The following is a 25,785-nucleotide window of genomic DNA, read 5'->3' on the forward strand; positions in this document are numbered from 1 at the left end:
TGGCTCACTGATTCGTTGGCTGCATGCCGTAGCCTGGACCACTTTGATCCATGCTGCCGTCTTCCATCATCATGGGTTCGCCATAGTTCTCGCCATAGTCGGGTGGGCCCATCCCCATGTTCATGTCGTCGTAACCCGAGTTGCCGTAGCCCCCCATTCCATTGCCGCCACGGCTCGCACCCATTTTCGCGAAGGCAGAGACCATACTGAACATCGGCTGAATCGCAGCAATTGTTTGCTCCGATGCCTCGTGAAATGCGGTGGCACTGTTGGCCGATTCGAGTGGGGCCAAAAAAGAGTCCAGCATTTGCGGGGCCTGGGTTGCCATTCCAGCAACCATTGGATTCGCGGCACCGGCACCTGTGTTCAACGATGCCATGGTGGCCTCACCATCGCTCATTCCATTCAGCTTTTCGGTTTGCTCTTTGATCCAATCTGGAAACCGCTCCGAAACACCCTTTGGAATCCAGTAGCCGTCTACTTTGACAATCTCGATCGAACCACCGCGGTTGCCGCGTCGCTGGCCAGGCTGAGTCGCACCCGAACCGACGGGTTGGATCATTGCGGAGTCTTCCTTGAAACTCCCAACTTCCCACCGAGCCTCTGAACTGGTGAAGGAGCCGGTGAGCTGATGAAGGTAAGGTGCCATCACACTGCTACGTTCTCGAAACCAAGCGGTGAAGCCTTGTCCGCGGATGGACTCGGGTGAGAACGCGTTGTCCGCCATGCCTACTCGAATCATGTTGGCAAGCGGCAGAAGCAATTCATCAAACGCTTCGCTGAATGCACTCGGACTGCTGGGATCACCGGACGACAAACGCGGATGTGACTTGATCCAGTTTTGGCGAGTCACCAAGAGATCCGCCAAACGGTAGAGCTGTTGATTGCCTTGGTTCCATTCGTTCGGATCGACTTTCTGCATCGCCAGATCCACCAACTGATCCAGATCGCTGCGGTAAGATGGAGGCAGGGCGTCGAAGATAACCGCCAAGTGTCCGTCACGAAGCTGCTGCTGTATCTGCGACACCGCTTCATCAGCCGACAATCCGGCGGCCAACGGTGTGTACGCCGGGGCTGCCGGTGGCGTTGGCAGCGGGTCGGGCGCGGGAGCCGATTCCGCCGACGCCACCTGACGCAATTCGTCGCTCAATGCCTGACGTTGCGACTTCAGCCGTTCGGCGATTTCTTCGGCTTGAATGCGACTCTCCGCAACCAAGCTTCTCATCGGCACGCTGACTTTCCGTCCATTGGACATCAGCAGGATGACGTTGTCGTCCCACAGCCCAACCATCTGCGCTTGAATGGTGCGGTTCCCCACGAGGCTGGTCCAGTTCTCGGCGGGCAATTGGGTTTGCGCGCAGATCGCCAATCCGATCGCAAGCGAAAGGCTTGAGAAAGGACGCGAAAGCAACCGAAAGAAGACTTGGCGATCAAACATGATCGATGGCCTGAATGGAATGATGAGATAAAGGAAGGTCGGTGTCGGATGCGAGGCCTCGGGTGCTATGAACGTCCCACGTTCGGCCCGACTGAACCACGGCACTGCCAATCCATCTCTCTCCGTAGGCCAGGCACCCGTCGTCACCACGCCGCTCGACGCCATCCAGTATAGTAACTCCCGCAAGAGAGGTCGCCGACATGAACCAGCATCTGGGAGCGGAACGAAAGATGGACGAAGTGGACTACCCAGATGAGGAAGAGAAACAGCAGCTCCGCGAAAAACACTACAACGCGACCATCATCAAACGAATCGACCTGACGGAAGACCTCGCTCGATTCCGCATTCAGTGCGACGAACCGTTCATGCCGTTTGTGCCAGGGCAGTACGTCGCGATCGGACTGGGGAACTGGGAACCCCGGTTGCGTGGGACTCAACCAGAAGACGTCCCGATCAAAAAGTCACGCAAACTGGTCCGCCGCGCATACTCGATTTCATGTCCGATCTTGCACGACGCAGATTCGCCGCACGCCGGCCAACTGGCGCCGGTGGACGAGATCGACTACCTGGAGTTCTACATCACCCTGGTCCGCCAAGGCGCCACGTCGGCGAGCAAACCACCTGCGCTGACGCCTCGCCTGTTCGGCAAAACCGACGGAGATCGAATCTGCGTGGAGAAAAAGATCACGGGACGTTACCTGTTGGGCGATATTCCTTTGGACGAGAACGTTCTGATGCTCGGGACGGGGACCGGCGAAGCACCTCACAACGCCATGGCCACAACGCTGTTGTCCAACGGCCATCGCGGCAAGGTCGTGGTGGCCACCAGCGTTCGCTTCCAGTCCGATCTCGGATACCAGCCCGAACACGATGAACTGATGCGTCGCTTTCCGAATTACTGCTACCTGCCTCTGACAACTCGCGAGCCGAAGAACCTGGAACCGAACCGTCCCGATTACGTCGGCAAGCAATACCTTCAAACAATCTTCACTTCCGGTCGACTGGCTGAATTGGTTGGCGATCCGCTGTCCCCGTCAAACACGCACGTTTTCCTGTGCGGCAACCCAGACATGATCGGCTACGTTCCGCCAGGTGCGGAAACTCCTGACAGGCCGGGCATGCTCCCTCTGTTGCGTGCGGCCGGTTTCCACGATGCTGATGAAGCTTCCGGGCCAGGCACAATTCGCTTCGAGAAATACTGGTAGCCTCTGACCATCTTCTTGCAAGATTCGGCTTCGTAAAAACAACGCATTGCCTGCTGACCGCTGAAACCGAACCATCTAAGACAGACTCTTCACACGCACGAGCACATCATCCCACGAGAGTGATCATGGACCTCAACAACACCATCGCTTTGATTCTTGGTGGCGGCCGCGGGACTCGCCTGTTTCCGTTGACAAAGATCCGCGCCAAACCCGCTGTGCCATTGGCGGCCAAGTATCGCTTGATCGACATTCCGATCAGCAATTGCATCAACAGCGGCCTGAATCGTGCCTACGTGCTGACCCAATTTTTGTCGGAAAGCCTGCACCGTCACCTTCGTCAGACCTACACGTTTGACCATTTCAACGGCGGCTTTGTCGAACTGCTGGCGGCTCAGCAAACCGTCAACTCAGGAACGGACTGGTACCAAGGCACCGCCGATGCGGTTCGCAAGAACCTGGTCCACCTTCGTGAAAGCTGGATCAAACACGTGCTGATCCTTTCGGGTGACCAACTGTACCGAATGGATTTTCGAGAAATGATGCGGACGCATATCGAATCCGGTGCGGCCGCGACCATCGCGGGCATTCCCGTGACTCGCAAAGACGCTTCCGCGCTGGGCATCATGCAAGTCGATGACTCCGGCCGCGTGACCGGCTTTGTCGAGAAGCCACAAACCGAAGAGGAGATCGCGAAAGTTCGCATGGAGCCTAGCTGGATCGACGCTCGCGGCATCGAAAGCCAAGGGCGTGACCTACTGGCCAGCATGGGCCTGTACATTTTCGACAAGGACCTGATGGTCGACATGTTGGAAAGCAGCACACACAGCGATTTCGGCAAAGAAGTGTTCCCGGAAGCGATCAACACGCACAAGGTTCAGCTGCACCTGTTCGATGGCTACTGGGAAGACATCGGTACCATCCGCTCGTTCTACGAAGCCAACCTGTCGCTGGCCAGCAAGAACCCGCCGTTTGACATCCGCAATCGACATTCACCGATCTACAGCCGGCCTCGCTTTCTGCCACCAACGATCATTGGCGACGCCAACATCCGGGGCAGCTTGATCGCCGACGGCTGCCGAATTGGCGACAATGTCACGATCGAAAACAGCGTCATCGGCCTTCGAACGGTCATCGGCGACAACGTGACGATTAAAGACAGCGTGGTCATGGGAGCGGACTTCATCGAAATGCGTGGTGCCAATCGCGACGGCCGTTTGCCGCTGGGCGTCGGAGCCGGCAGTTACATCGAAGGCGCGATCCTCGACAAAAATTGCCGCGTGGGACAAAACGTTCGCATCACCAATGCCGCGAAGGTCGACCACCAAGGCGAAGACGATGACCTGCAAATTCGAGACGGCATCAGCATCGTGATCAAGGATGGTCAGATCAACGACGGATTCCAGTGCTAAGACTGAGGTCATTGGCGGCTGGCTTATTAGGAGAAGAGTCCGGTGGAACCGGACCTACGTGACTCGAAGACACGCCAGCGTTTTGGGACGGGCAATAGTGCCCATCCTACGTCGGTCGAGAGACACGGAAGGGTCAACTGTAGGTTGGCCACTCTTGGCCGACCGCGAACACGCGCGGCCTGTCAAGGAACACGCGGGCTGCGATCATTGGCTCGCAGGAGCGTCCGGTAGAACCGGACCTACGCCATAACGCTGAATTGTCTTGCGGTGAAAGTGGGCTCAGGGCAACTGCGCTGACCAATTTGCACCAGAAGCCCGAAGAGACGCCAACGTTTTGGGATGGGCAAGAATGCCCATCCTACGTCGGTCGAGAGACATTGAAGAACCAACTGTAGGTTGGCCACTCTTGGCCGACCGCGAACACGGGCGGCCTGTCGAGGAACACGGGGGGCTGCGATCATTGGCTCGCAGGAGCGTCCGGTAGAACCGGACCTACGCCACACCGCAAATTTCCTCCCGGTGGAAGGGAGCTCAGGAGTTGGTCGACTCTTTGGCGGCGCCAAGTTGGCGAGTGACAGCTTCGATTGGAATTGGGATGCCTCGCAGGCAACCTTCCAAAACCAAGTCCGTGCCGACGACGCCTTGGAAGCGGGCAACGATCATGCGGCCACGGCGAGCTTTTTCGAGCTTCACCAACACGATCAAGTTATCGCCGGGGGTCACGACTCCGCGGAAACGGACTTCGTCAACACCACCGAAACCGACCATGGCGGCGCCGAGAAGATCGTGCTTTTGGGTGTAGTAGCTGGAAAGCTGAGCGACTGCTTCCAACATCACCACACCGGGCATCAGCGGCATGCCGGGCATGTGACCGCGAACCCAGAATTCATCTTCCGTGATGGCCTTGTACGCTGCGCAAGCATGCTGATCGAGATCCTCATAGAGAATCGCCGTCAGCTGTTCCATTTCGTGCCGCTGCGGGTTGTACTCGCGAATCGCATTGATGTCTGCGATTGGCTTTTCAATGTCCAGCAGAGCCGGGTCCAGGATGAATTCGCTACGTGCCACGATCAGGTCTTGATTTTCTTACGCTTTGCTTTGCGGGCTTTGGCGTTGGCAGGACGTTTGCCGTGGTTGGCTTTCTTTGGTTTCCGGTGGGGCTTGGCCACTGTATCGGTCACTATGGAAGAGGGGAGACGAATGGAAACGGCAAGCAGATGGCGAATGAAACCGTCGGCCAACACGAGCGGATGCGAAGGCTTGTGACCTAGCGTTCTCGGTAGACGATGCGACCTTTGGTCAAATCGTACGGAGAGAGTTCCACGCGAACCTTGTCGCCTGGGACAATCCGAATGAAGTGCTTTCGCATGCGGCCGGCAACGTGTGCCATGACTTCGTTGCCGGTTTCCAATTGCACGCGAAAGCGAGTGTTGGCGAGGGCCTGTGTAACGGTGCCCTCGACTTCAAAAGCTTCTTCTTTCTTACCCAAAATTGAACCTTCTTAGCGTTTGCTAAACTGAACGCCACGGCGAGCACCGCGAAGGCCTGGTTTCTTACGTTCCTTCATACGTGAATCACGCGTCAGGAAGCTGCCTTCACGCATTGGATCGTGCAGAGCCTCATCGTGGCTGCACAGGGCACGAGCCAAGCCCATGCGGACGGCGCCGCTTTGGCCGGTCATGCCACCACCGGAAACGCGAACCAACAGGTCGACCGATCCGGTCAATCCCGCTGCATCGAGCGTTTCAGTGATCGCGTAGCGATGTTGATCGTTGACGAAATAGTCTTCGATCGATTTTCCGTTGATTGTGATGTTACCGCTGCCGGGACGCACGCGAACTCGGGCAACGCTGCTTTTGCGACGACCTGTTCCCAGTGCGTCGCCGTTGATCTTGTCTTTTTTAACTGAAATCATGGATCAGACCCGCATGATGCGGTCGGTGAGGACGTGTGGGAACTAGGCGGTGGCTTTCTTGCTGGTGCGAGCCAATTCGGTTGGCTGCTGAGCGGTGTGTGGGTGCTCAGGACCAGCGTAAATTTTCAGCTTGCTCAGCATTTGGCGAGCCAGCTTGTTTTTCGGAAGCATGCGACGAACAGCGTGAAACAGCAAATCCTCAGGTTTGCGATCACGACGATCTTGATAGCTTTCCAAACGCAGTCCGGTGTAACCGGTGTACCACGTGTAGTGCCGATCACTCATCTTGTTGCCAGTCATGGCGATCTTCTCGACGTTGGTCACGATGACGAAGTCACCGCAATCCACATGTGGGGTGTACTCAGGACGATGCTTTCCCATCAACACAACAGCGATATCGCTGGCGAGTCGACCGAGGACTTCGTCACTGGCATCGACGACGTACCACTGTTTTTCGATTTGGCCGGGTTTGGCCATGTAGGTTCGTTGAACAGCCACTGCTTACAACTTCTGACAAAAGGGCACCGAAAATTTGAATCGCAGAACCTACTCGACCGACCCCAAGGCCGGCAAGGGCTATTTGGGAAACGTTTGTAGGCTTTTTGGGCGAAATGGGACAGCGGAGCTAGCCGGCCTTCGTTCGTGACTCCGCCGTCGAAGTGGTCGTGCGACCGGACTTTGACGAGGCGGTCGATTCGGAACGAGGCTTCCGCTCGGGCTTGGCCGTCAACTGAATTGGCGGCACCGAAGCGGACCCGCCATGAAAGGTGCGTTTCCCGTCAATGGTGTGATCCAAGACGAACGCTCCCGCTGGCATCCCTTTTCGCGGCGAGACACGCAAAATCGCAGCGTGCCCGCACTGAGGGCATCGAATCCGAAGGCTATGCGCGTCCAATATCTTTTGAATGGATTGAGCAAGTTCTCGATTTTCTTCGATCGTCTCCAGCGACTGCCCCACCAAGGACTGCAACCGCGATTGCAGCGTCAACCGGATGGTTCGCTGAATTCGATTCAATTCCCACTGCAGCGACTGCAACATCTGGCCAGGAGCAACCTCGCTCCCCACCGCAGCGGCACCGACGGCACCCGCCGTCCCCTGAAGCGTCTCCTTGGAAGAACCCCGCGTTGCGGCGATGGATTGCTGACGGGCGGGCTGGGCATCATCCAAGACGCGGATCCATTGTTGAAGACACAGAGATAAAGACACGGACGAGAGACCAAGCGACATCCTGATTAACCGCCTCTCGGTTTCAAAAGTTTTCTCTAGACACGAGGTTATACAAAATGTATAAGTTGTCCAGTGGAAATCGCTGCAATCGATTTCCTCAGCGTTTCCGGAGTTGTCGGCCGAGACGCGCTGGGGGGAAGGACCGGGTCAATCGGCGTTTTCCATGCCAGTGGTGCAGTCGACCCACGTTGGAGGCAAACTCCGTTTTTGACGTCACTTCCCGTGGCGATCTGGGCGGATGTTTAAGTAGTGTCGGCCCCACTGGACGTTTCCGCCCCCTTCTCGCCCGAGCAGTCAAGCAGGCCCATGTCGGTCAACCAACAAACGGTCGAAGAAACCAAAGCACAGATCCGTGGTTTGGTGAACGAAATCGCAGCTCTCTCAAAGAGCGGTGCCACCGCCTCGGAGTTTTATCCAGAGCTGCTTTCGAAAATCATCACCGCCCTGGCAGCCGCCGGTGGTGCGATTTGGTTGCTCGATGACGACCAACAACTACGGCTGCAGTACCAAATCAATGCGGAACCTTCGATTCTGAACGAAGGCACGGAAGACGCCGATCGACACAACCGATTGATCCGCCGAGCCGCGGCCGCCGGCCAATCTCTTTTGGTCCCGCCCTACAGCGGAACGACCGACGGCGACGCGGAAGGAAACCCGACCCGTTATCTGTTGGTGCTGGGTGCACTGCAGCATGACGGACAAAAGGACGGCTTGATTGAGATCTTCCAACGCCCCGACACGGCACCGGATACCCAACGTGGCTACCTGCGGTTCCTACAGCAGATGTGCGAATTGGCGGCGGAGTGGCTTCGCAGCCAAAAGTTGCGAACACTCGGTGATCGCCAAACCCTTTGGCAACAAGCCGACTCGTTTGCCCGCGCCGCTCACGAATCACTCGATCTCAAAGAAACCGCCGCCATCGTCGCGAACGAAGGCCGCCGATTGATCGGCTGCGACCGAGTCAGCGTGGCCATCAAGAAAGGCCGCAAGTGCAAGGTGGAGGCCATCAGCGGCCAAGACACCATCGAGAATCGCTCGAACATCGTTGCAGCCCTGAACGTCCTGGCAACTCGAGTGGTCGCCGCCGGCGAACCTCTTTGGCACGACGGGTCCACGGAAGATCTGCCGCCGCAAATTGAAGAAGCCCTCGAGGATTACGTCGACCTTTCCTACGGCCGCAACTTGGCCGTCCTTCCGCTGCGTGAACCACAACGCAAACTCGGTCACGAAGCCGAGGTGGGTGCCGCCGGAGAAGTCGACCGCGACAACGCTCACCGCGGCGAAGTCATCGGTGCGTTGATCGTGGAACAAATCGAATCAGATCTGCCGCCGGAAATCTTCCGCCAACGTTGTGACTTGGTTTTCGAACACGGCACTCGAGCCATCGCGAATTCGCAAGCACACTCGAATCTCTTCCTGATGCCGCTGTGGCGGACACTCGGTCGCGCCACCTGGGTTCTGCGGGCTCGCACCCTGCCCAAGACTGTCGGTGTGATCGCGGGCATTGCCGCATTGATCTGCGGATTGATCTTCATCCCGATGGAGTTCGACCTGGAAGCCGAAGGCACCTTGAAAGCCGAAGCCCGCCGCGAAGTCTTCGCCGGAATCGACGGCGAGGTCCGTGAAGTGCTGGTGGACCACAACTCGACGGTCAAAGCCGGTGATCCACTGGTCAAGATGATCAACCCGGACATCGATATCGAAATTGAAGATCTGCGTGGGCAAATCCGCACGACGATGGCGGAACTGAATCGCATTCTGACGCAGTCACAAAATCGCTCGCAACTGAAGCCCACGGAGCGATTGGCAATTGAACTGGAAGAAGTCGAAGTCCGCACCAAGCTCAAGGCACAACAGGCCAAGCTCGAGCTGAAAGAGCAAAGAGCCGCGGATCTGATTGTGCGATCGCCCATCGACGGAATCGTTGTTTCGTGGGAGGTCGAGAAGATGCTGCTCAACCGACCGATCCAAACGGGCCAAGTCCTGATGGAAATCGCGGATCTCTCCAAACCCATGTATCTCGAAGTTGAGATGCCGGAGAAACGTGAAGGTCACTTGGATGAGTTCATTCAGAAAAACAAAACGCAAGTCCTCGATGTGGATTACATCCTGGCATCCAACCCGGACGAAGCTCTGCCGGGCAAGCTCCCCGTCGAAAACATTTCGCTTCGCGCGGATACCAGCGAAGAGCATGGCTCGATCATCAAAATGCGTGTCCTGCCCGACCTAACGGAACTGAACAAGTTGTCGCCCAGCCCCGGCACCAAGCTGACCGCCGACGTGAAATGCGGCAAACGTGCCAGCGGCTTTGTACTGCTGCATGAGGTGCTCGAGTGGCTCTACAAGTTCATGTTCTGATTCCGAAACGCTTCGCAAACTCCTTCTCTCCTCTCCCTTCTCTTCTTGACCCCCACCACGAGTTTCCCTTGATGAACACCTGGCGTTTGATCTTTGCAGCAATGGCTTGCATCGGCACCGCGTTGATCAGTGCTGACTTGGCGACGGCTCAAACTGGATCCGCAACCGATCCGTCGACAGTCTCGCAAAACTGTTCTGTCAAATTCATCCGCAAGGTGGACATCCCTGCCGAGGTCGAAGGCAAGCTGGTTGAACTTCCGATCGAAGAGGGCATGAGTGTTTCCAAAGGCGACTTGCTCGCACTGGTCGACGACACGTCCGCTCGGTTGGCCTTGGAATTCAAGAAAGCGGAAGAGAAGGAAGCTCAACTCAACGCGGCCAACGAAGTCAATCTCAAAGACGCTCGCAACAACGAAGAACTGGCCCGCGCCGAGGCGGAGTCCTTTCGCGAGCTGTACGAAAAAGGTGCAACGCCTTACTACGAGATGAAGAAGAAAGTGCTGGAAGCCATCCGAGCTCTGCTTCGGATCGACTTGGCAGAGATGCAAAAGAAAATTGCCGAGGCGCAGTACATCGCAAAACGCAGCGAACGTGAAATCGCCGAGTTCGAACTGGATCGTCGCCGCATCACGGCTTTGTTTGATGGCTACATCGAAATGCGAATCGCTCAGCTTGGCGAATGGGTTCAACCAGGATCACCAATCGCCACCTTGGTGCAACTGGATCGCCTGCGAGTGGTTGGCGACATCAGTGCCATCGAGTCCAACGGCATGGCTCGCGCGGGCGCACCAGTTGTGGTTCGCGTATTCAACTCGGCCGACCCCGACCAAGACTACGAAACCAACGCTCAACTGGGCTTTGTCAGCAGCGAAGTCGATGGGCTGAAACGCTATCGCATTTGGGTCGACATCGACAATCGCAAGGACAGCAACGGCAACTGGATGGTCAAACCCGGTATGGATGCGGAAATCATTTTTCAGTGATTGCAACTCTTCTCAATCGCTTCTTTGAACCATTCGCAACTTGATCTCTCGCGTAGCTTGACTCCATGACCACTTTGGCTGAATCACTGGTAAGCAGTTCGTCACGTGCACTGACCGTGCGCCGACGTCCTGACTTGACCGCCAGCCGCCACCACTACCAGGGACAAGGGTACTGGGTGGTCAAAGAGCCTGTTGGCCTGCAGTACTTTCGTTTTCACGACGAAGAGTATTTCATCCTGAACATGCTGGACGGGCATGTCAGTTTGCAGCAAATCAAAGACGGCTTCGAACAGCGGTTCGCGCCGCAAAAGATCACCTTTGGTGACTTGCAACAATTCATCGGCATGCTGCACCGCAGCGGCTTGGTGATCAGTAATTCACCCGGTCAAGGAAAGTCGCTTCGCGAACGCGGACGCAAGAAAAAGAACAAAGAGCTGCTGGGGAAATTCTCCAACGTCTTCGCCATCCGTTTCCGTGGCATCGACCCAGAAAAGATCCTGAACCGGATGCTGCCGATTTTCGGTTGGGTGTTCACGGTCCCCGCGTTGCTCTTCTTCATTGGCTTGTTCTTCGCCGCATCCTTGCTGCTCGCGACGCAGTACCAGACAGTTTACGCCAAGCTACCGACCTTCCACCAATTCTTCGCAGCCGATCGCTGGATCATCTTGGCGGCGACCATGGCCATCGTGAAAGTCATTCACGAATTTGGTCACGGGTTGAGCTGCAAGAAGTTCGGCGGCGAATGCCACGAAATTGGCTTCATGTTGCTGGTGTTCACACCATGTCTTTATTGCAACGTGTCCGACTCGTGGATGTTGCCCAACAAATGGAAACGCATTTGGATCGGTGCCGGCGGGATCTACGTCGAGATGATCCTCGCCTCGATCGCCGCGTTTGTTTGGTTCTTCAGTGAACAAGGCACGACGGTCAATGACTTGTGCCTCAACATGATGTTCTTGAATGTCGTGAGCACGGTCTTGGTCAACGGGAACCCGCTGCTGCGTTTCGACGGCTACTACATTTTGATGGATTACTTGGAGATTCCTAACCTCCGTCAAAAGAGCACCGAAGTTCTCAAACGTTGGTTCCAAACCACGTGTTTGGGATTGGAACTGCAAGAGGACCCATTCTTGCCAACCCGCAATCGATTCATGTTTGCGATGTTCACCGTTGCCAGCGTGATCTACCGCTGGGTGGTGGTGTTTTCGATCGTGTGGTTCGTGATGCAAGTCTTGGAGCCTTACGGCTTGCAAGCACTGGGACGGATCCTGGCCGTGATCGGCTTCTCGGGTTTGGTGGCCCAACCCGTCATTCAAACTTGGAAATTTGTTCGCACACCTGGGAGATTGTCAAAAGTGAAACGCGGACCGTTGTTAACGACGCTCGCCGTTGCGGGCGTGATCCTCGCCGCGGTGTGCTACATCCCTTTGCCGCACCACATCGACGCGGCGTTTGAAATTCGCCCCAGTCAAGCTGGCATGGTCTACGCCGGCGTGGTTGGTCGCGTGGAAGAGACCGTCCCGGTCGGAACTTTGGTCAGTGCCGGTGACACCATCGCCATGCTGAAGAATCCTGAACTGGAGATTCGACTGGCGGAACTTCAGGGCGAACGCAATCTCGCGAAAGTTCAATTGGCCAACTTAAAGTCACGCCGGTTGGATGACACCTCCGCCAAAATCCAGATCGAGATTCAAGAAGAGATGTTGGAAGCCATCGAGACATTGATGGCGAAGACGCAAGAAGAATTGGATCGCTTGAACGTTCGCGCAAAACGTGACGGTTTTGTACTTCCTCCGCCGGAAAGAAAGGAACAAGACACCAGTGATGGGCGTCTACCAAGTTGGACCGGCACGCCACTGCAAGAACGCAATCGCGGTGCGCTGCTGACCGCCGACGATTTGATCTGCGAAATCGGTTCGCCCGAAGCTTTTGAAGCGGTGCTGATCATCGACCAAGGCGATCGTCAGTTGGTCCGTGAATCACAAGAAGTCGACCTGAAATTGGATTCGCGTCGCTTGGAAACCTTTCATGGTTCCATCCAGGAGATTTCCAAGAAGCCGTTGGAAGCTGCATCGGCGTCCATGTCCAGCCAAACCGGTGGCAACCTGCAAACCGAAATCGACCCACAAACCGGACAGATCAAACCACGAAGCGTCTCGTATCAAGCACGTGTTCCGATCGAGGGAATCGATTGGCCACTGCGGCCCGGATACCGAGGTGCCGCCAAGGTTCATGTCGACCCGATGTCTCTAGGAGCACGTTTGTGGCGAGTCATTATCAAAACTTTCAACTTCGACTTCTGAGTGAGCTAGGTTTCCAACATCCTTTCCCATTTGCCGCGAATTCGCTTCTTTGACTCGATCAAACCTCACTGGAATCGAAGGCGTTTCAAAAACACAGATTCTTGATCCCCACCCGTCGCTTTCGCGTTGCGACGTTGGGGGGGATCACTACATTGGCCCCAAACACGCGAATCTCAACGTTACCTTTCCCCTTTTGATTTTTTGGAGATTTTGATGGCAGACGAAACCAAGACGGCAGAAGCCCCAGCAGCAGAAAAAGCCGCTCCAGCTGAAAAGGCTCAAAGCCAAGCTCAGGCTCCTGTGCAAGTTCAGGTCAACGACGACAACGCCGTTGCAACCTACGCGAACTTCTGCCGCGTGACCGGTTCGCCCGAAGAACTGATCATCGACTTTGGTCTGAACCCACAACCGATCGGTGTGCCAAAGGAACCTATCCAAGTCAAGCAACGCATCATCGTGAACTTCTTCACTGCGAAACGTTTGTTGGCTGCTCTTCAAATGTCGGTCGCTCGTCACGAGTCGGTCTTCGGCGTTTTGGAAACGGACATCAACAAACGAGTTCGTCCAGGCCTGCAACAGCAGCAACAGCAACAAGCTCCTGCCAAGTCGTGATCGACTGAGAGCTTCTTGAGACTCCCAAAGCCATCTCGTTGAGTTCAGCGAGATGGCTTTTTTTGTGCCGGGCCGACCGCGAAGCAAAACACGCGGGCAATTCAGAATGCAGTGGTTCGATTCAGCCCATGGTTCGAGGTAGCACTGGCACGCGGTATCCCCGATGATGGCACCGACCGCCATCGAATTTGTGTGATGGCCCTGCAATCTGAACATTCTCCCTCGCCACGAAAGATCGGATGTCGTCGATCGCATCCCAATCGAACCGCTCCGCTGATCCGGATTCCCTGCTGCCAAAGTTCGGACTGACGCAGTTCCGTCCCGGACAGCGAGACGTGGTGGACGCGTTGGCGAAGGGATCGGACTGTCTGTGCGTGATGCCGACGGGCGGTGGAAAGAGCCTGTGCTACCAATTGCCGTCGCTGGCGCGTGAGGGCACAACGATCGTCGTGTCACCGCTGATCGCACTGATGAAGGACCAAGTCGACGCATTACAGAAACGCGGCATCCAAGCCCGGTTGCTGAACAGCACGCAGTCGCACGGCCAGCAAGAATCGGTGATGGAAGAAATGGCGGCCGGTCGTTTGGACATGATTTACGTCGCACCGGAACGATTGCGAAACGGTCGCTTCTTAGATGTGGTTCCCAAAGCCAATGTGACCTTGCTGGCCGTCGACGAAGCTCACTGCGTGAGCGAATGGGGACACGATTTCCGCCCCGACTATTCGCGCCTTGGTCGTTTTCGGGATCGCTACCTCGGCGGAGTGCAAACGATTGGCCTGACCGCCACCGCCACCCCAACGGTTCGCGACGACATCTGCGAACTGTTGAACCTGAAACAACCAAAGATCTTTGTTACCGGCTTCGCTCGCACCAATCTGCGTTTCTCGGTCACGCCTTGCAACAACGACGTTGCCAAACAGAACGCCTTGCGTGATTACTTGGCCAAGCAATCTGGTGCGGGCATCATTTATGGTGCCACGCGAAAACGATGTGAAGAGATCGCTGAATGGCTGCCGGAAAAGACCGGTCGCCATGTGGGCGTTTACCACGCGGGCATGCATCCGGACGAACGACGTCGTGTCCAAGAGTCGTTCATGAATGGCGATCTGTCCGCGATCGTTGCCACCAACGCGTTCGGGATGGGGATCGACAAATCGGACATTCGATTTGTTGTTCACTACAACATGCCCGGCTCGCTCGAAGCCTATTACCAAGAAGCGGGCCGCGCCGGACGCGACGGCGAAATGAGCCAGTGTTGCTTGCTGTTCGCCTATGCCGACCGGCAAATCCAAGAGTTCTTTATCGAGAATCGGTACCCGTCTCGCGAAACGGTCAAGAAGGTTCACGAATACCTGTTGTCTCGCGATGAAGATCCGATCGAGCTGACGCTGGATCAGGTCCGCGAGGCAATCGGGGTGCGTGATGGCAGCGAAGCCATTGGGACATCCGAAACGTTGCTTTCGAAAGCAGGTGTGTTGCGACGACTCGACGCCAGTGCCAACCAAGCCGTGCTGCGGATCGACAGCGACGCCCCCACCTTGTTGGACTTTTTGCCGCCGGAAGCCAAACTCAAACGCCAAGTCATGACGGGGATCGAAAAGATCGTCGGTTCGCGACGCGGCGAAGATGTCTTTGTACGTTTGAGCTACCTGGCGACTCGATCCGGAGTGGAACGCAAACAACTGACGCGGACACTGCGTGAACTGACCAAGCTGAAGTCGTTCGACTACATCCCGCCGTTCCGCGGACGCGCCGTTCACATCATGCGTCGCGACGTGCCCTTTCATCAGTTGAAAATCGACTTTGATGAACTGGCGCGGCGCAAGAAGGCCGAATACGAAAAGCTGGAAGCGGTGATCGACTTCGCACGGTCAACGTCGTGTCGCCAACATGTGATCCTCAATTACTTCGGCGACCCCAACGCATCGGAATGTGGCAAGTGCGACCACTGCGATCCTGCGGGCGACTGCATGCCCGCGGAAACCGGCACGAACTCAGCCGGCAACACTCTTCCAACCGCGAACGAACTGCAGGTCGGCGGCGGACTCAGTGACCAGCCTGGATTGGACATGTCCGCACTGACCACCGCGGTGCGAGTGATCCTCAGCGGCGTGACCCGGACGCATGGACGACTGGGCAAGAACCTGATCGCCCAAATGCTGGCCGGCTCAAAGAACAAAAAGGTCACCCAGCTTCGGCTGAGTCGCCTCAGCACTTACGGCATGCTATCGGGAATGAAGCAGGCTGAACTGACCGACGCAATGGACTCACTGCTGACCGTTGGTTTGCTGGATCAGAAAGAACTGAACGAACGGCGGCCCACCGTTCACATGACGGACCTTGGTCGCAGCGTGATGAATGGACAGGTGCCACTTCCGAGCACGTTGCAACTGAAGTTTCCGCTCGCGAAGAAGCTGGCAAAAATCGCGAGCAAGATCGAATCGGGAGATGTCGCGGAGGAAGAACCTGGCGACGCTCCCATGGTGCCAACTTCCGTCGGCCCCACGTTATCCCCACCCGCGCCATCCTCACCCGCAACCGAACCGTCCATCGCGACCGAAGCCACTCAACCGACCGATCCGGAGCCACTCACGTCCAACGATGCTTCGGAATTGCTGTATCAAGACTTGAGTGATCGCATCAAACGTTTTCGGCGGAAACGTTCCGCGGCACTTAACGTCGCTCCCCATCGCATTCTCTCAGAATCCACCATCAAACGACTGGTTCAATCCAAACCCGCCAACGTGACGCAGCTCGAAAGTGTCTCCGGCGTATCCGACGAATTCATCGAGGCTTACGGAAGCGATTTGCTGGAATTGATTGCCAACACGTTGTCCGAACACGAATCCAGTCTTCCCCCGACAACATCCACACCGACGCCCCAACCGACTGCCACACCAGCCACACCCACCAAGTCATCACCAACGCAAAAGCCCGCCCAGCCATCCGTCTTTCCTGATGAAGCCGAGACCGTTGCCGTCGATCCGTCCGCGTGGCGTCATGAATACTGGACGTGGCGTCTGTGCCGAGATGGCTACACCTTGCAACAAGTCGCCGAGATCCGTGGTGAGCCCACCGACGTCTTGGTGGACCATCTGATCGCGGCAGCCAAAGCCGGACAAACCATCGATCCGAACTGGGCCGATTCACCTGCCAATGCGAAACGACTCCGCAACTTGAAGTAGCTCGCCAGCGAAGGGTTGGTGCCTTCACGGCTCAGGCCTTCCCGAACGACTTCAAGCCTCGTCGGGGCTGCCCGATTGAGAGAGCAGCTCATCGACGGCTGCCAGCACACGTTCCGCTTCCCGCTTCAAGTCGTCCAGCAATTGCGGTGCGTCGGCGACCCGATTTTCTCGGCCAGCTTCTTCAATTCGCTCCGCCGCGATCTGCAACTGCTTCGCCCCCAGCAGTCCACATGCTCCCTTCAAAGTGTGAGCTGTTCGACGTGCATCGTCATTCAGGCCGGCCGGCATTTCATCCGACAACTTGGAAACCAATTGCTCGCATTCCGTCCGGAACACAAACGCCAAACGAAGCACCCCCGCCGTCCCACCAGGAATTCGCGAACGTGCAGAATCCAGATCCAAACATCCCAACGTGTTCGACGAAAACGAAATGGCGTTGGAAGTCGATCCGGCCGAGGGGAAGGCTGCGTGAGCCGCGTTGATCGTCACAGAACTCTGGTCGTCGCTGAGTTTCAAGTGATCCACCGGCGTTTGGTCGATGGTTTCAGCGAGCGAAGTGTCGTCACTTTGCGGCAGTTCCTTTTGATAGGGCGTCAGAGCCTCTCGCAGTTTGCGGCTGTGAATCGGTTTGGTCAGGTAGCTATCCATTCCCGCGGCCCGACACGCCGCCGCGTCTTCGCTCATCGCCGCGGCGGTCAACGCGATGATGGGTGTGTGCCGGCTGGTTCCGAGTTCTTCCTGCCGGATCGCGCGCGTCGCTTCCAAGCCGTCCATCACTGGCATGTGCATGTCCATCAAAACGACGTCGTACTCTTCGCACCGCCACTTCGTGAGCGTTTCGCGTCCGTCGCTGGCGATCGAACACTGATGCCCAAGCGATCGCAACAACCCGGCGATCACGTGCTGGTTCGTCACACCATCTTCCGCGACCAAGACCCGTAAAGGAGCGAGCCGTTGATGGGACGCTCCTCCTAAATCTTCTTCTTCGTCGTCATCTTCACTGGGCACGGACTCCGGACAAACCGGCATTCGCAATTCAAACGAAAATGTGGTTCCGACTCCGACCTCGCTCTGCAGAACAAGCTTCCCGCCCATCAGTTCGACTAATTGGCGGCTGATACTGAGTCCCAATCCCGTGCCTCCAAATCGACGCGTGGTGGAAGCATCGGCTTGCGTGAACGGATTGAGAACAGCGTCTTGTTGAGCCGGAGGGATGCCAATTCCCGAATCTCGGACACTCAATCGCAGCGTCACCAGATCGGGACGCCCCACCTTGCCCGATGGCTGATCGCCATTATTCGAGTCGAGAGGATTTTCCTCCCGAAGCAGAACATCCACCTCCAAACGCACGCCCCCGTTGTCGGTGAACTTGATCGCATTGCCGACCAAGTTCGTCAGCACCTGGCGCACTCGACCGGGATCTCCCATCAATCGATCAGGCAACTCCGTCGCGATCGCACTTTGAAGCTCCAACCCTTTTTCAGAGGCGGGCAGAGCGAATGAGCGGAGCGTCGACTCCACCGTTTTCGAAAGAGAGAACGGAACCGATTCGAGTTCGAGCCGGCGGGCTTCGATCTTCGAAAAATCCAAGATGTCATTGATCAGTCGCAACAGCCCATTGGAGGACTCCTGAATGATCTGCACGTAATCTTGTTGATCCGCATCCAAGTCGGTTTGCGAAAGCAAGTCCGCCATCCCAATCAGTGCGTTCATCGGCGTGCGAATCTCATGGCTCATGTTGGCCAGAAACTCACTCTTGGAACGATTCGCGGCATCCGCCATCCGAACCGCTTCTCTCAGCGCCGCTTCCGATCGTTTCAGTTCCGTGATGTCACGCGAAATCCCGAAGGTCCCAATGATGTCGCCTTCCTCGTTGCGTAGCGGCATCTTGGTGGTCATGCACCATGTGTCTTCGCGGTCGGGCCAAGTCTCTCGTTCCTCTCGATCGACCAAAGCCTCACCGGTCGCGATCACCGTCAACTCATCCTTGCGAGCCGCTTCCGCATGCTCGGGTGTGAAAATGTCGGCATCAGTTCGGCCGTGTACCTGCTCCACACTTTGCAGACCAAACTTCTGCGCCATCGCTTGACTGACTCGAATGAAACGGCTGTCGACATCTTTGAAGTAGATTGAATCCGGAATATTCGCGAGCAATGTGTTGAGCAACGATTGCTCGAACTGCGACGCCTTTTCCTTTTCAACCTTTGCGGTCACGTCCCAAAAAAGAACCTGAATGCCCAGCAACTTGCCGCGGTGATCATGAACCGCCGTCTTCACCCGTTCGATCCAGCCAATGGAATTGTCGCCCAACCGAGTGGACTCGACACTGTGCAAGGGCTCGCCTGTGTCCATCACCTGTTGGTCATCAGCACGGTACTTCTGCGCGATCTCAGGTGGAAACAAGTCCTCATCGCGTTTGCCCGCCAACTCGTCCCAGGTGACGTTTCGCCATTTCAGATACGAATCGTTGGCGAACACTCGGCGCCCATCCGCCGATTTGATCAACAAGTTCAGCGGCAGGGCATTGGCCAACGCGCGGTACGTTGCTGACGTTTGGAATTCAGAAACATGACTCATCGGTTCACTCAACACCGCATCGTTTCACCAACGTGATTTGGTTGCCTTCGTCGTTGAACCACATCTGATCAACAAAGCTCGCAATCAACACCAACCCTTGCTTGTCGCCTTGTCCGACACCGTCCGCACTGGCCGCAAGCGAACTCGCATCCAACTCACCGGCTTGTGGAACGCTGGACGTATCAAACCCCGGGCCTTGATCCGTGATCACGATCCGAATGGCGTGCTCCGATGCGGTTGCTTCGACATGTGCCAACCGACTCTTGTACGGTTCTTCCGACAGCCGCTTTTTCATCGCGTCGTTGATCATTCCTTCCCGAGCCAATTGGCCATGCGTTGGTTGTTGCTCGCGTGGGATTTCCAAATTGCCATGCAACATGGCGTTGGTCAGCGCATGTTCAAGTGCCACGCCCAAACGAACCATTTCAATGCTGGGCAGAAGCTCCATCCCCGCACTGACTTGCATCAACAATCCAACCAGCGGAGAGATCAACGTTGGATCCGAAGGAAGATCAAACACGAAGACATTCTTTTTCAACGTCGAGATCAACTTCGCGTACGACGCATCGCTGCGGATCACACCGAGCACATCAACAATGGTGTCATTGAGCAGATCGCTCATTCGCGTCTTCGGAACATAACCCGCCGCGCCACGACGGAGCGCTTCCGCGGCCAATTCCTCGCTGCCGTGACTGGTGACCAGAATGCTGGGGATGTGCGAGAAGTCCGCTCGCATGCATTCCACCAACTGCAGACCATTGATTTCGGGCATTTCCAGATCCGTGATGACGATATCCGGTGCCTGTTCTTTCAAATGCGATAGCCCGAGTTGACCATTGGCAACGTGCACCACCTCGTGATTCGCCTCCTGCAACAACATGGTCATCTCCACCGCCTGGGTTGCACTGTCTTCGACGAGTAAGATCTTGGCCATCGCATCTACCTCTTTCATGTTGAGCAAGCAGGACGGGCGTTGTTCTGGTGAACTTGCCACCCCTTATCTTAGGGTTAACGGCGGCGAAGATGTGCATCCCCCTTCAAAATTGTCGCAGGAGCAAACCGAATGACCCTCTATTACTCCGTTGGATCTGAAACTACTTCGCTGACAACGGATGACTTGCGAGAAGCGTTGAAGGAAACGTTTTCCGCGATCAAAAAGCCCGAACGCGTCCTGCTGTTGCCTCCCGATGCGACTCGATTGTTCAGTCGAGCGGGTGAATTGACGGTGCTGTGTCACGAGCTGCTCGGCGATGCGATCACCGACATCATGCCGGCGTTGGGAACGCACACGCCCATGAAGCCCGCCCAGCTCGACCACATGTTCCCGGGCGTTCCTCACGATCTTTTTCGTCCGCACCGTTGGCGAGAGGACGTGGTGGAACTTGGCCAAGTCCCGGCCGAATTCGTCAGCGAAGTGACGGGCGGGATCTACACAAAGAGTTGGCCCGCCCAGGTCAACCGCAAGCTTCGCGACGGTGGCCACGACTTGATCTTCTCACTCGGCCAAGTCGTGCCGCACGAAGTCATCGGGATGGCCAACTACAACAAGAACGTATTCGTTGGTACGGGGGGCGTCACCGGGATCAACGAGAGTCACTACCTGAGCGCGATGGTCGGGATCGACGACACGCTGGGAGTCGCTGACACGCCGCTTCGCAAGATACTGAACTACGCTTCGGATCACTTCTGCCAAGACATGCCGCTGCTGTACGCATTGACCGTGATCCAGCAAATGAAGGATGGAACGAAACACACGCGAGGTCTGTTTATTGGCGACGATCACGAAACATTCTTCGCCGCCGCGGAACTCGCACGCAAGGTCAACATCACGCATCTTCCCAAAGCACCACAACACGTGGTCGCGTACTTGGATCCGGACGAATTCAAGAGCACCTGGTTGGGTAACAAGGCGATCTATCGAACCCGAAAAGCCATTGCCACCGGTGGGCGTTTGACGATCCTCGGTCCCGCCGTGGAAGAGTTTGGCGAAGACCCTCGCATCGATGAATTGATTCGCAAGTACGGCTATCGAACCAAAGCCGAAGTGATGCAATTGGTCGCCGAGAACGAAGACCTCGCCGGTGATCCATCCGCCGCGGCTCACTTGGTGCACGGATCGCCCGAGAACCGATTCGAAGTCGTTTACGCCGCCGGCAAACTCACCGACGAAGAAATCTCATCGGTTGGTTTCACACCCGGTGATCTCGACGCGTTGATGAAACGTTACGACGTGACCAAGTTGGAAGACGGCTTCCACACCGATGAAGACGGTTCCGAGTTTTACTTCGTGCAAAACCCGGCACTGGGTTTGTGGGAAGCACCTCTGAACTGACAACTTTGGTGCCGCGTCGATAGCCACCAAACAATGTCACCCTGTGCCAAACATGATTGCTTGATTGGCAATCACTGAGCTGTGCGATGCGGCGACGTCGCGGCGATTTGTTGACCACGTCGGGCAACGCCGAGAATCGTTTGTGCAAACGCATCTCGCGTTGCTTCGTTCACCTGAGGCAATCGTCCCGCGATGTCCAACATCGCCGATGGATTCCGTTCGCTGGCTTCACTGACCTGAGCAATGAATTGAGCGGTTTGTTCGAAGTTGCTGTCGGCTGATCGACCGATGATTGGACTCATGGTCCGAGCGATCAGATCGATGCCGAGACTGTCCAGCTGCACAAAGCAATCCAGCACTCCCGACACGCGGGTCTTGCCGTCGTCGCCCACGGTGTAGGTGGATTCCAAAACGAACACGCCTTTGCCGCGAATTTCGGTGGGCGTCATTTTTCCGTCGTAGGAACCATCGACCACGAAGATGTGCTTGTTGGCGTCGCCGTACACCAAATCGACTCGGCACAACGTCCCCACACCATCGCTGGCGTCGAGCTGGTAAGGCCCCGTGCGAGTCGACTGCACTTTGGTGATGCCCATCAAATCCCAAAGGCCCACCAATACATCGGGGTTCCGAGTCAGGAACAGGAACATGTCGCGGTCGCACGGAATGATCTGCGAAGGCAACCGACGAAACAAAGTCGGCTTCTCCGCAATTCCCAAGATCCGTTGCTTGGCCTCGGGTGTTAGCCGTTCCATTGGCAGAGCGTTCAAAATCTCTTGCCGATGCGCCACCGAACCAATTCGCGGCGGGCCCGACTGCGGCAACAGAGAGAAACGACGCGATTCGGAGCCGTCTTGAGCGAATCCCGTTTGCCCAAGAAGGCAAACCAGGACAAGACTCGCCAAGATCACGCGTGCGGAACGCTGCACTTTGGTGCCCGACGTGGCGGGACCATACACCTGATCGATGAGGGTGTCTCGCGATGATGTGACCGTGTGGTCATGGCGCATTGCAATCCTGGCACAGGCTCTCACCCGCACCTCCCCCGCTGGTATCGGTTGCGATCGAAAGGGCAAAGTCTTCCGTCCGCGATCAAAGTCATCCAAATCGAATGACCATCCAAGTTGACTTCGGTTGTCGCCCGCTTGTTCCACCGTGACTCGCGACGTACCGATGCCGTGGACGAACCGCTCTCGTTTCGCCACCGCTCTCTTTGTTTCGGTTCTGACGATGGTGAGACGTGAGGAAAAGAGATCTCAGATCTTGCCTGGGATGGTCACGCGGCTCGCGGAGATGCGAAAACACCACGAAATTCACGGTTTCAGGTGGCCCCTTCGCGAAATTGCCCAACTGACCAATACTGATGGCTCGGGTTCCGCCCGTCGCAATCACCCCGTCCAACACCAACTCGGAGTTTCCCGCCCGATGGCCAAGAAATCCATTGATCAAATCGACGTCCAAGACAAAACCGTCCTCATGCGAGTGGACTTCAACGTGCCGCTGGACGATTCGTTGGCGATCACGGACGACCGTCGCATCCGCATGGCGTTGCCAAGCATCAAGAGCGTCATTGAACGGGGTGGCAAACTGATTCTGATGAGTCACCTGGGTCGCCCCACCGGCGGTGAAGGTGACGAGAAATTCTCGCTGGCCCCCGCCGCCAAACGCTTGGGCGAACTGCTCGGCAGTCCCGTCCATTTCGCAACCGACACCGTGGGCGACGATGCCTCCGCCAAAGCCGACTCGCTGAAGGCGGGCGAAGTCTTGGTTCTGGAGAACCTGCGTTACAACGCGGGAGAGAAAAAGGGTGACGCTGAGTTTGCTGGCAAACTCGCCGCCATGGCAGACGCCTACTGCAACGATGCATTTGGCACCTGTCACCGCAAAGACGCATCGATGGTCGCCGTTCCCGAAGCGATGGCCGGCAAGCCACGCGTGGTCGGTCACTTGGTCGCGAAAGAGATTCAGTACTTGAACGATGCCATCGGAAACCCCGAGCGTCCGTTTGTGGCAATCTTGGGTGGTGCCAAAGTCAGCGACAAGATCAACGTGATCAACAACCTGTTGGGCATCTGCGATGCCGTCCTGATCGGTGGTGCGATGGCTTACACCTTCTCACTCGCACAAGATGGCAAAGTGGGCGGGTCGTTGGTCGAAAAGGACAAAGTCGAATTGGCAAAGGAACTGCTCGCCAAAGGCGGTGACAAGTTGCACCTTCCCGTCGACACCCATTGTGGCGACGACTTCGGAAACATCGCCGGATGCAACAAGAAGATCGTCTCGGCCGGCGAGATTCCCGATGACATGGAAGGCTTCGACATCGGGCCCGAAACCGCCAAAAAGTACGCCGATGTCATTCGCTCGGCCAAGACCATCGTTTGGAACGGCCCGATGGGCGTGTTCGAAAAACCACCGATGGACGAAGGCACCAAAGCGGTCGCGCAAGCCATTGCCGATAGCGATGCCATCAGCATCATCGGCGGTGGCGACAGTGCTGCTGCTGTGGATCAACTCGGTTTCGCGGATCAAGTCAGCCATGTCAGCACCGGTGGTGGTGCCAGTCTGGCGATGCTGGAAGGCCAAGCCTTTGCCGCCGTTGATCTGCTCGACGAAGCCTGATCCGCGACTTTGTCGCCAAACGATTCGCGAGAATTGAGCTTCTTTGGCGGGATTGCATTAAACTGGGGAAGATCTGTGATCTTTCCCTCCTTCGCATTCTCCATCAGGAGCCCGCCAAGATGCTTTCTCGCAACGAATCCACTTTTTCCCAACGTCGCGAATCTCAAACCGCGACGACGACCGGTGAAGCCTCTCGCCGGCGGTTCATGGGCACCGGAGCCGCACTCGCCGCGGGCATCGCCTCGACCACCGGTCGCCCCGTCCGCGGTGCGGAACCCGCGGAAAGCTCATCCAGCTCGGCATCCAAACATCTGCGTTTGGCTTTGGTCGGTGCCGGGGGACGCGGGACGGGAGCTATCAATGATTCGTTGACCATCAACGACAACGTTTCCTTGGTCGCGGTCGCTGACCTGGAAGGCGAAAAGATTGGAAAGATCTGCGAATCTTTGAGCAAACGTCATGGTGACAAAGTCGCCGTGGATTCCAGCAAAATGCATGGCGGAATCGATGCCTACAAACGGGTGCTCGATGATCCGGAAGTTGACATCGTTCTGTTTGCCACACCGCCTGGTTTTCGACCCCGCACGGTTCTGGACGCGGTGGATGCTGGCAAGCATGTCTTCGCCGAAAAACCAACGTGCGTGGACCCGGCGGGATATCAATTGTGCGTGACCGCGGATGAAAAGGCGAAAGCCAATGGCACCTCCATCGTCACCGGAACTCAATATCGACGACAAGAAAACTATGTTGAAGCAATCAAACGTATTCACGACGGTGCGATTGGCGACATCATTTCCGCGACCGCTCGTTATTGCAGCAACGGGATTTGGAACAAGACTCGAAAAGAGGGCATGAGCGACACCGAGTATCAGATTTACAACTGGATGCACTTCATTTGGTTGTCCGGTGACCAGATTGCCGAGCAAGCCGTTCACAACATTGATGCCATCAACTGGATCATGGGTGGCCCACCCGAGTCAGCCTACGGGAGCGGTGGCCGGTTCACTCGCCCCGAAGGCAGCGAAATGTGGGACAGCATGTCCATCGATTACATCTATCCGGGAAACCGTTTGGTCTCATTCATGTGTCGCCAAATCCCCAACTCGCAGAGCGATAACTCCAATGTGATCTACGGATCCAAAGGCATCTGCACGATCTACGGGATCAACCGAGGTGCCATGATCCACGACCGTGACGGCAACGAAGTGTGGTCGATGGAAGGCGACTTGGGGGCGGCTTACAAACAAGAGCACAAGGATTTGGTCGACAGCGTTCGTGCCGGCAAGCCGATTGTCGAGTTCAAAGAAACCGCTGACAGTTCGCTGACCGCTGTGCTCGGTCGACTGGCCGCCTACACCGGCAAACAAGTCAGCTGGGACTTCGTCGCCAACGAATCCAAGCTTGATCTGTTCCCCGAGAACCTGGATATGCAGGCATCGCTTCCCGAACCCGCTTTCGCGATCCCCGGCAAGACGAAGTTGGTCTGATCTCAAGTGTCACAAGCTTCCAGTCTGTGATTGATGTCATACGCAGCAGGTCCCTCGCGGGCGCTACCGATGTGGTGCTTGCTGCGTTTTCGAGTGGTGGCAAACGCCCGCTGGATTCAACGTGACAGGCG

At 56.5% G+C, this 25,785-nt stretch carries 20 protein-coding genes; 10 read left to right on the forward strand and 10 right to left on the reverse strand.

All coding sequences use genetic code 11. From position 1 onward, the window contains the following. Nucleotides 1-4: 4 nt before the first annotated feature. Nucleotides 5-1,438, reverse strand: coding sequence for a hypothetical protein (locus LOC70_RS01260; protein WP_230251446.1), 1,434 nt, complete (start codon nucleotides 1,436-1,438; stop codon nucleotides 5-7). Nucleotides 1,439-1,668: 230 nt separating this feature from the next. On the opposite strand from LOC70_RS01260, the gene LOC70_RS01265 reads away from it, so the two are divergent. Next, nucleotides 1,669-2,643 carry a ferredoxin--NADP reductase gene (locus LOC70_RS01265; protein WP_315857191.1) on the forward strand — a complete coding sequence of 325 codons (975 nt, stop codon included), beginning with the start codon at nucleotides 1,669-1,671 and terminating at the stop codon, nucleotides 2,641-2,643. A 119-nt stretch (nucleotides 2,644-2,762) separates the two neighbouring features. Beyond that, nucleotides 2,763-4,052, forward strand: coding sequence for a glucose-1-phosphate adenylyltransferase (locus LOC70_RS01270; protein WP_315857182.1), 1,290 nt, complete (start codon nucleotides 2,763-2,765; stop codon nucleotides 4,050-4,052). A gap of 531 nt (nucleotides 4,053-4,583) precedes the next feature. Here the strand turns inward: LOC70_RS01270 and LOC70_RS01275 are convergent. The 6 genes from LOC70_RS01275 to LOC70_RS01295 form a co-directional block, all read right to left on the reverse strand. After that, on the reverse strand, nucleotides 4,584-5,120 hold the full coding sequence (locus LOC70_RS01275) for a 3-hydroxyacyl-ACP dehydratase FabZ family protein (RefSeq protein ID WP_230251449.1): 537 nt from the start codon (nucleotides 5,118-5,120) through the stop codon (nucleotides 4,584-4,586). A 2-nt stretch (nucleotides 5,121-5,122) separates the two neighbouring features. Further along, nucleotides 5,123-5,221 carry a 50S ribosomal protein bL37 gene (locus LOC70_RS24560; RefSeq protein WP_390888982.1) on the reverse strand — a complete coding sequence of 33 codons (99 nt, stop codon included), beginning with the start codon at nucleotides 5,219-5,221 and terminating at the stop codon, nucleotides 5,123-5,125. Between the two features lie 98 nt (nucleotides 5,222-5,319). After that, nucleotides 5,320-5,541 (reverse strand): translation initiation factor IF-1, encoded by a 222-nt coding sequence (infA, locus tag LOC70_RS01280; protein ID WP_007328023.1) that lies wholly within the window; start codon nucleotides 5,539-5,541, stop codon nucleotides 5,320-5,322. A 12-nt stretch (nucleotides 5,542-5,553) separates the two neighbouring features. Next, nucleotides 5,554-5,967 carry a 30S ribosomal protein S9 gene (gene rpsI, locus LOC70_RS01285; protein WP_230251450.1) on the reverse strand — a complete coding sequence of 138 codons (414 nt, stop codon included), beginning with the start codon at nucleotides 5,965-5,967 and terminating at the stop codon, nucleotides 5,554-5,556. Between the two features lie 42 nt (nucleotides 5,968-6,009). After that, nucleotides 6,010-6,465 (reverse strand): 50S ribosomal protein L13, encoded by a 456-nt coding sequence (gene rplM / locus LOC70_RS01290; RefSeq protein ID WP_230251451.1) that lies wholly within the window; start codon nucleotides 6,463-6,465, stop codon nucleotides 6,010-6,012. A 127-nt stretch (nucleotides 6,466-6,592) separates the two neighbouring features. Further along, nucleotides 6,593-7,174, reverse strand: coding sequence for a hypothetical protein (locus tag LOC70_RS01295; protein WP_230251452.1), 582 nt, complete (start codon nucleotides 7,172-7,174; stop codon nucleotides 6,593-6,595). Between the two features lie 327 nt (nucleotides 7,175-7,501). On the opposite strand from LOC70_RS01295, the gene LOC70_RS01300 reads away from it, so the two are divergent. From LOC70_RS01300 to LOC70_RS01320, 5 genes are all read left to right on the forward strand, one after another. Further along, complete coding sequence (locus LOC70_RS01300) at nucleotides 7,502-9,553, forward strand: efflux RND transporter periplasmic adaptor subunit (protein WP_230251453.1); 2,052 nt, start codon at nucleotides 7,502-7,504, stop codon at nucleotides 9,551-9,553. 71 nt (nucleotides 9,554-9,624) lie between these two features. Beyond that, entirely contained in the window at nucleotides 9,625-10,536 is a 912-nt protein-coding gene (locus LOC70_RS01305) for an efflux RND transporter periplasmic adaptor subunit (protein ID WP_230251454.1), read from the forward strand. A gap of 65 nt (nucleotides 10,537-10,601) precedes the next feature. Continuing rightward, nucleotides 10,602-12,839 carry a hemolysin D gene (locus tag LOC70_RS01310; protein WP_255712667.1) on the forward strand — a complete coding sequence of 746 codons (2,238 nt, stop codon included), beginning with the start codon at nucleotides 10,602-10,604 and terminating at the stop codon, nucleotides 12,837-12,839. Between the two features lie 201 nt (nucleotides 12,840-13,040). Next, complete coding sequence (locus tag LOC70_RS01315) at nucleotides 13,041-13,451, forward strand: DUF3467 domain-containing protein (RefSeq protein WP_306796853.1); 411 nt, start codon at nucleotides 13,041-13,043, stop codon at nucleotides 13,449-13,451. 239 nt (nucleotides 13,452-13,690) lie between these two features. Continuing rightward, nucleotides 13,691-16,639: a RecQ family ATP-dependent DNA helicase gene (locus LOC70_RS01320; RefSeq protein ID WP_230251456.1), complete on the forward strand. Its 2,949-nt coding sequence runs from the start codon at nucleotides 13,691-13,693 to the stop codon at nucleotides 16,637-16,639. A 51-nt stretch (nucleotides 16,640-16,690) separates the two neighbouring features. Here LOC70_RS01320 and LOC70_RS01325 read toward each other — a convergent pair whose 3' ends face one another. Together LOC70_RS01325 and LOC70_RS01330 are read right to left on the reverse strand one after the other, a co-directional pair. Continuing rightward, on the reverse strand, nucleotides 16,691-19,216 hold the full coding sequence (locus LOC70_RS01325; protein WP_230251457.1) for a PAS domain-containing hybrid sensor histidine kinase/response regulator: 2,526 nt from the start codon (nucleotides 19,214-19,216) through the stop codon (nucleotides 16,691-16,693). 4 nt (nucleotides 19,217-19,220) lie between these two features. After that, complete coding sequence (locus LOC70_RS01330) at nucleotides 19,221-20,150, reverse strand: ATP-binding response regulator (protein ID WP_230251458.1); 930 nt, start codon at nucleotides 20,148-20,150, stop codon at nucleotides 19,221-19,223. 129 nt (nucleotides 20,151-20,279) lie between these two features. Between LOC70_RS01330 and LOC70_RS01335 the strand changes: the two genes are divergently transcribed. Further along, the gene (locus tag LOC70_RS01335) at nucleotides 20,280-21,548 is read left to right on the forward strand and encodes a lactate racemase domain-containing protein (RefSeq protein WP_230251459.1); all 1,269 of its coding nucleotides are present in this window, start codon (nucleotides 20,280-20,282) and stop codon (nucleotides 21,546-21,548) included. 71 nt (nucleotides 21,549-21,619) lie between these two features. Here LOC70_RS01335 and LOC70_RS01340 read toward each other — a convergent pair whose 3' ends face one another. Continuing rightward, on the reverse strand, nucleotides 21,620-22,753 hold the full coding sequence (locus tag LOC70_RS01340) for a hypothetical protein (protein ID WP_230251460.1): 1,134 nt from the start codon (nucleotides 22,751-22,753) through the stop codon (nucleotides 21,620-21,622). Between the two features lie 220 nt (nucleotides 22,754-22,973). Here LOC70_RS01340 and LOC70_RS01345 point away from each other — a divergent pair, with 220 nt between their 5' ends. Beyond that, nucleotides 22,974-24,167 carry a phosphoglycerate kinase gene (locus tag LOC70_RS01345; protein WP_230251461.1) on the forward strand — a complete coding sequence of 398 codons (1,194 nt, stop codon included), beginning with the start codon at nucleotides 22,974-22,976 and terminating at the stop codon, nucleotides 24,165-24,167. Nucleotides 24,168-24,373: 206 nt separating this feature from the next. Further along, nucleotides 24,374-25,654, forward strand: coding sequence for a Gfo/Idh/MocA family protein (locus LOC70_RS01350; protein WP_230251883.1), 1,281 nt, complete (start codon nucleotides 24,374-24,376; stop codon nucleotides 25,652-25,654). Nucleotides 25,655-25,785 lie beyond the last annotated feature (131 nt).

It is taken from the genome of Rhodopirellula halodulae (genome assembly GCF_020966775.1).
Lineage (GTDB): Bacteria > Planctomycetota > Planctomycetia > Pirellulales > Pirellulaceae > Rhodopirellula > Rhodopirellula halodulae.

Bases quoted from the DNA above. Each gene is read 5' to 3' on its own strand.
- LOC70_RS01260 (WP_230251446.1), bottom strand. From the start codon at position 1,438: ATGTTTGATCGCCAAGTCTTCTTTCGGTTGCTTTCGCGTCCTTTCTCA.
- LOC70_RS01265 (WP_315857191.1), top strand. From the start codon at position 1,669: ATGGACGAAGTGGACTACCCAGATGAGGAAGAGAAACAGCAGCTCCGC.
- rpsI (WP_230251450.1), bottom strand. From the start codon at position 5,967: ATGATTTCAGTTAAAAAAGACAAGATCAACGGCGACGCACTGGGAACA.
- LOC70_RS01300 (WP_230251453.1), top strand. From the start codon at position 7,502: ATGTCGGTCAACCAACAAACGGTCGAAGAAACCAAAGCACAGATCCGT.
- LOC70_RS01305 (WP_230251454.1), top strand. From the start codon at position 9,625: ATGAACACCTGGCGTTTGATCTTTGCAGCAATGGCTTGCATCGGCACC.
- LOC70_RS01310 (WP_255712667.1), top strand. From the start codon at position 10,602: ATGACCACTTTGGCTGAATCACTGGTAAGCAGTTCGTCACGTGCACTG.
- LOC70_RS01320 (WP_230251456.1), top strand. From the start codon at position 13,691: ATGTCGTCGATCGCATCCCAATCGAACCGCTCCGCTGATCCGGATTCC.
- LOC70_RS01325 (WP_230251457.1), bottom strand. From the start codon at position 19,216: ATGAGTCATGTTTCTGAATTCCAAACGTCAGCAACGTACCGCGCGTTG.
- LOC70_RS01330 (WP_230251458.1), bottom strand. From the start codon at position 20,150: ATGGCCAAGATCTTACTCGTCGAAGACAGTGCAACCCAGGCGGTGGAG.
- LOC70_RS01335 (WP_230251459.1), top strand. From the start codon at position 20,280: ATGACCCTCTATTACTCCGTTGGATCTGAAACTACTTCGCTGACAACG.
- LOC70_RS01345 (WP_230251461.1), top strand. From the start codon at position 22,974: ATGGCCAAGAAATCCATTGATCAAATCGACGTCCAAGACAAAACCGTC.
- LOC70_RS01350 (WP_230251883.1), top strand. From the start codon at position 24,374: ATGGGCACCGGAGCCGCACTCGCCGCGGGCATCGCCTCGACCACCGGT.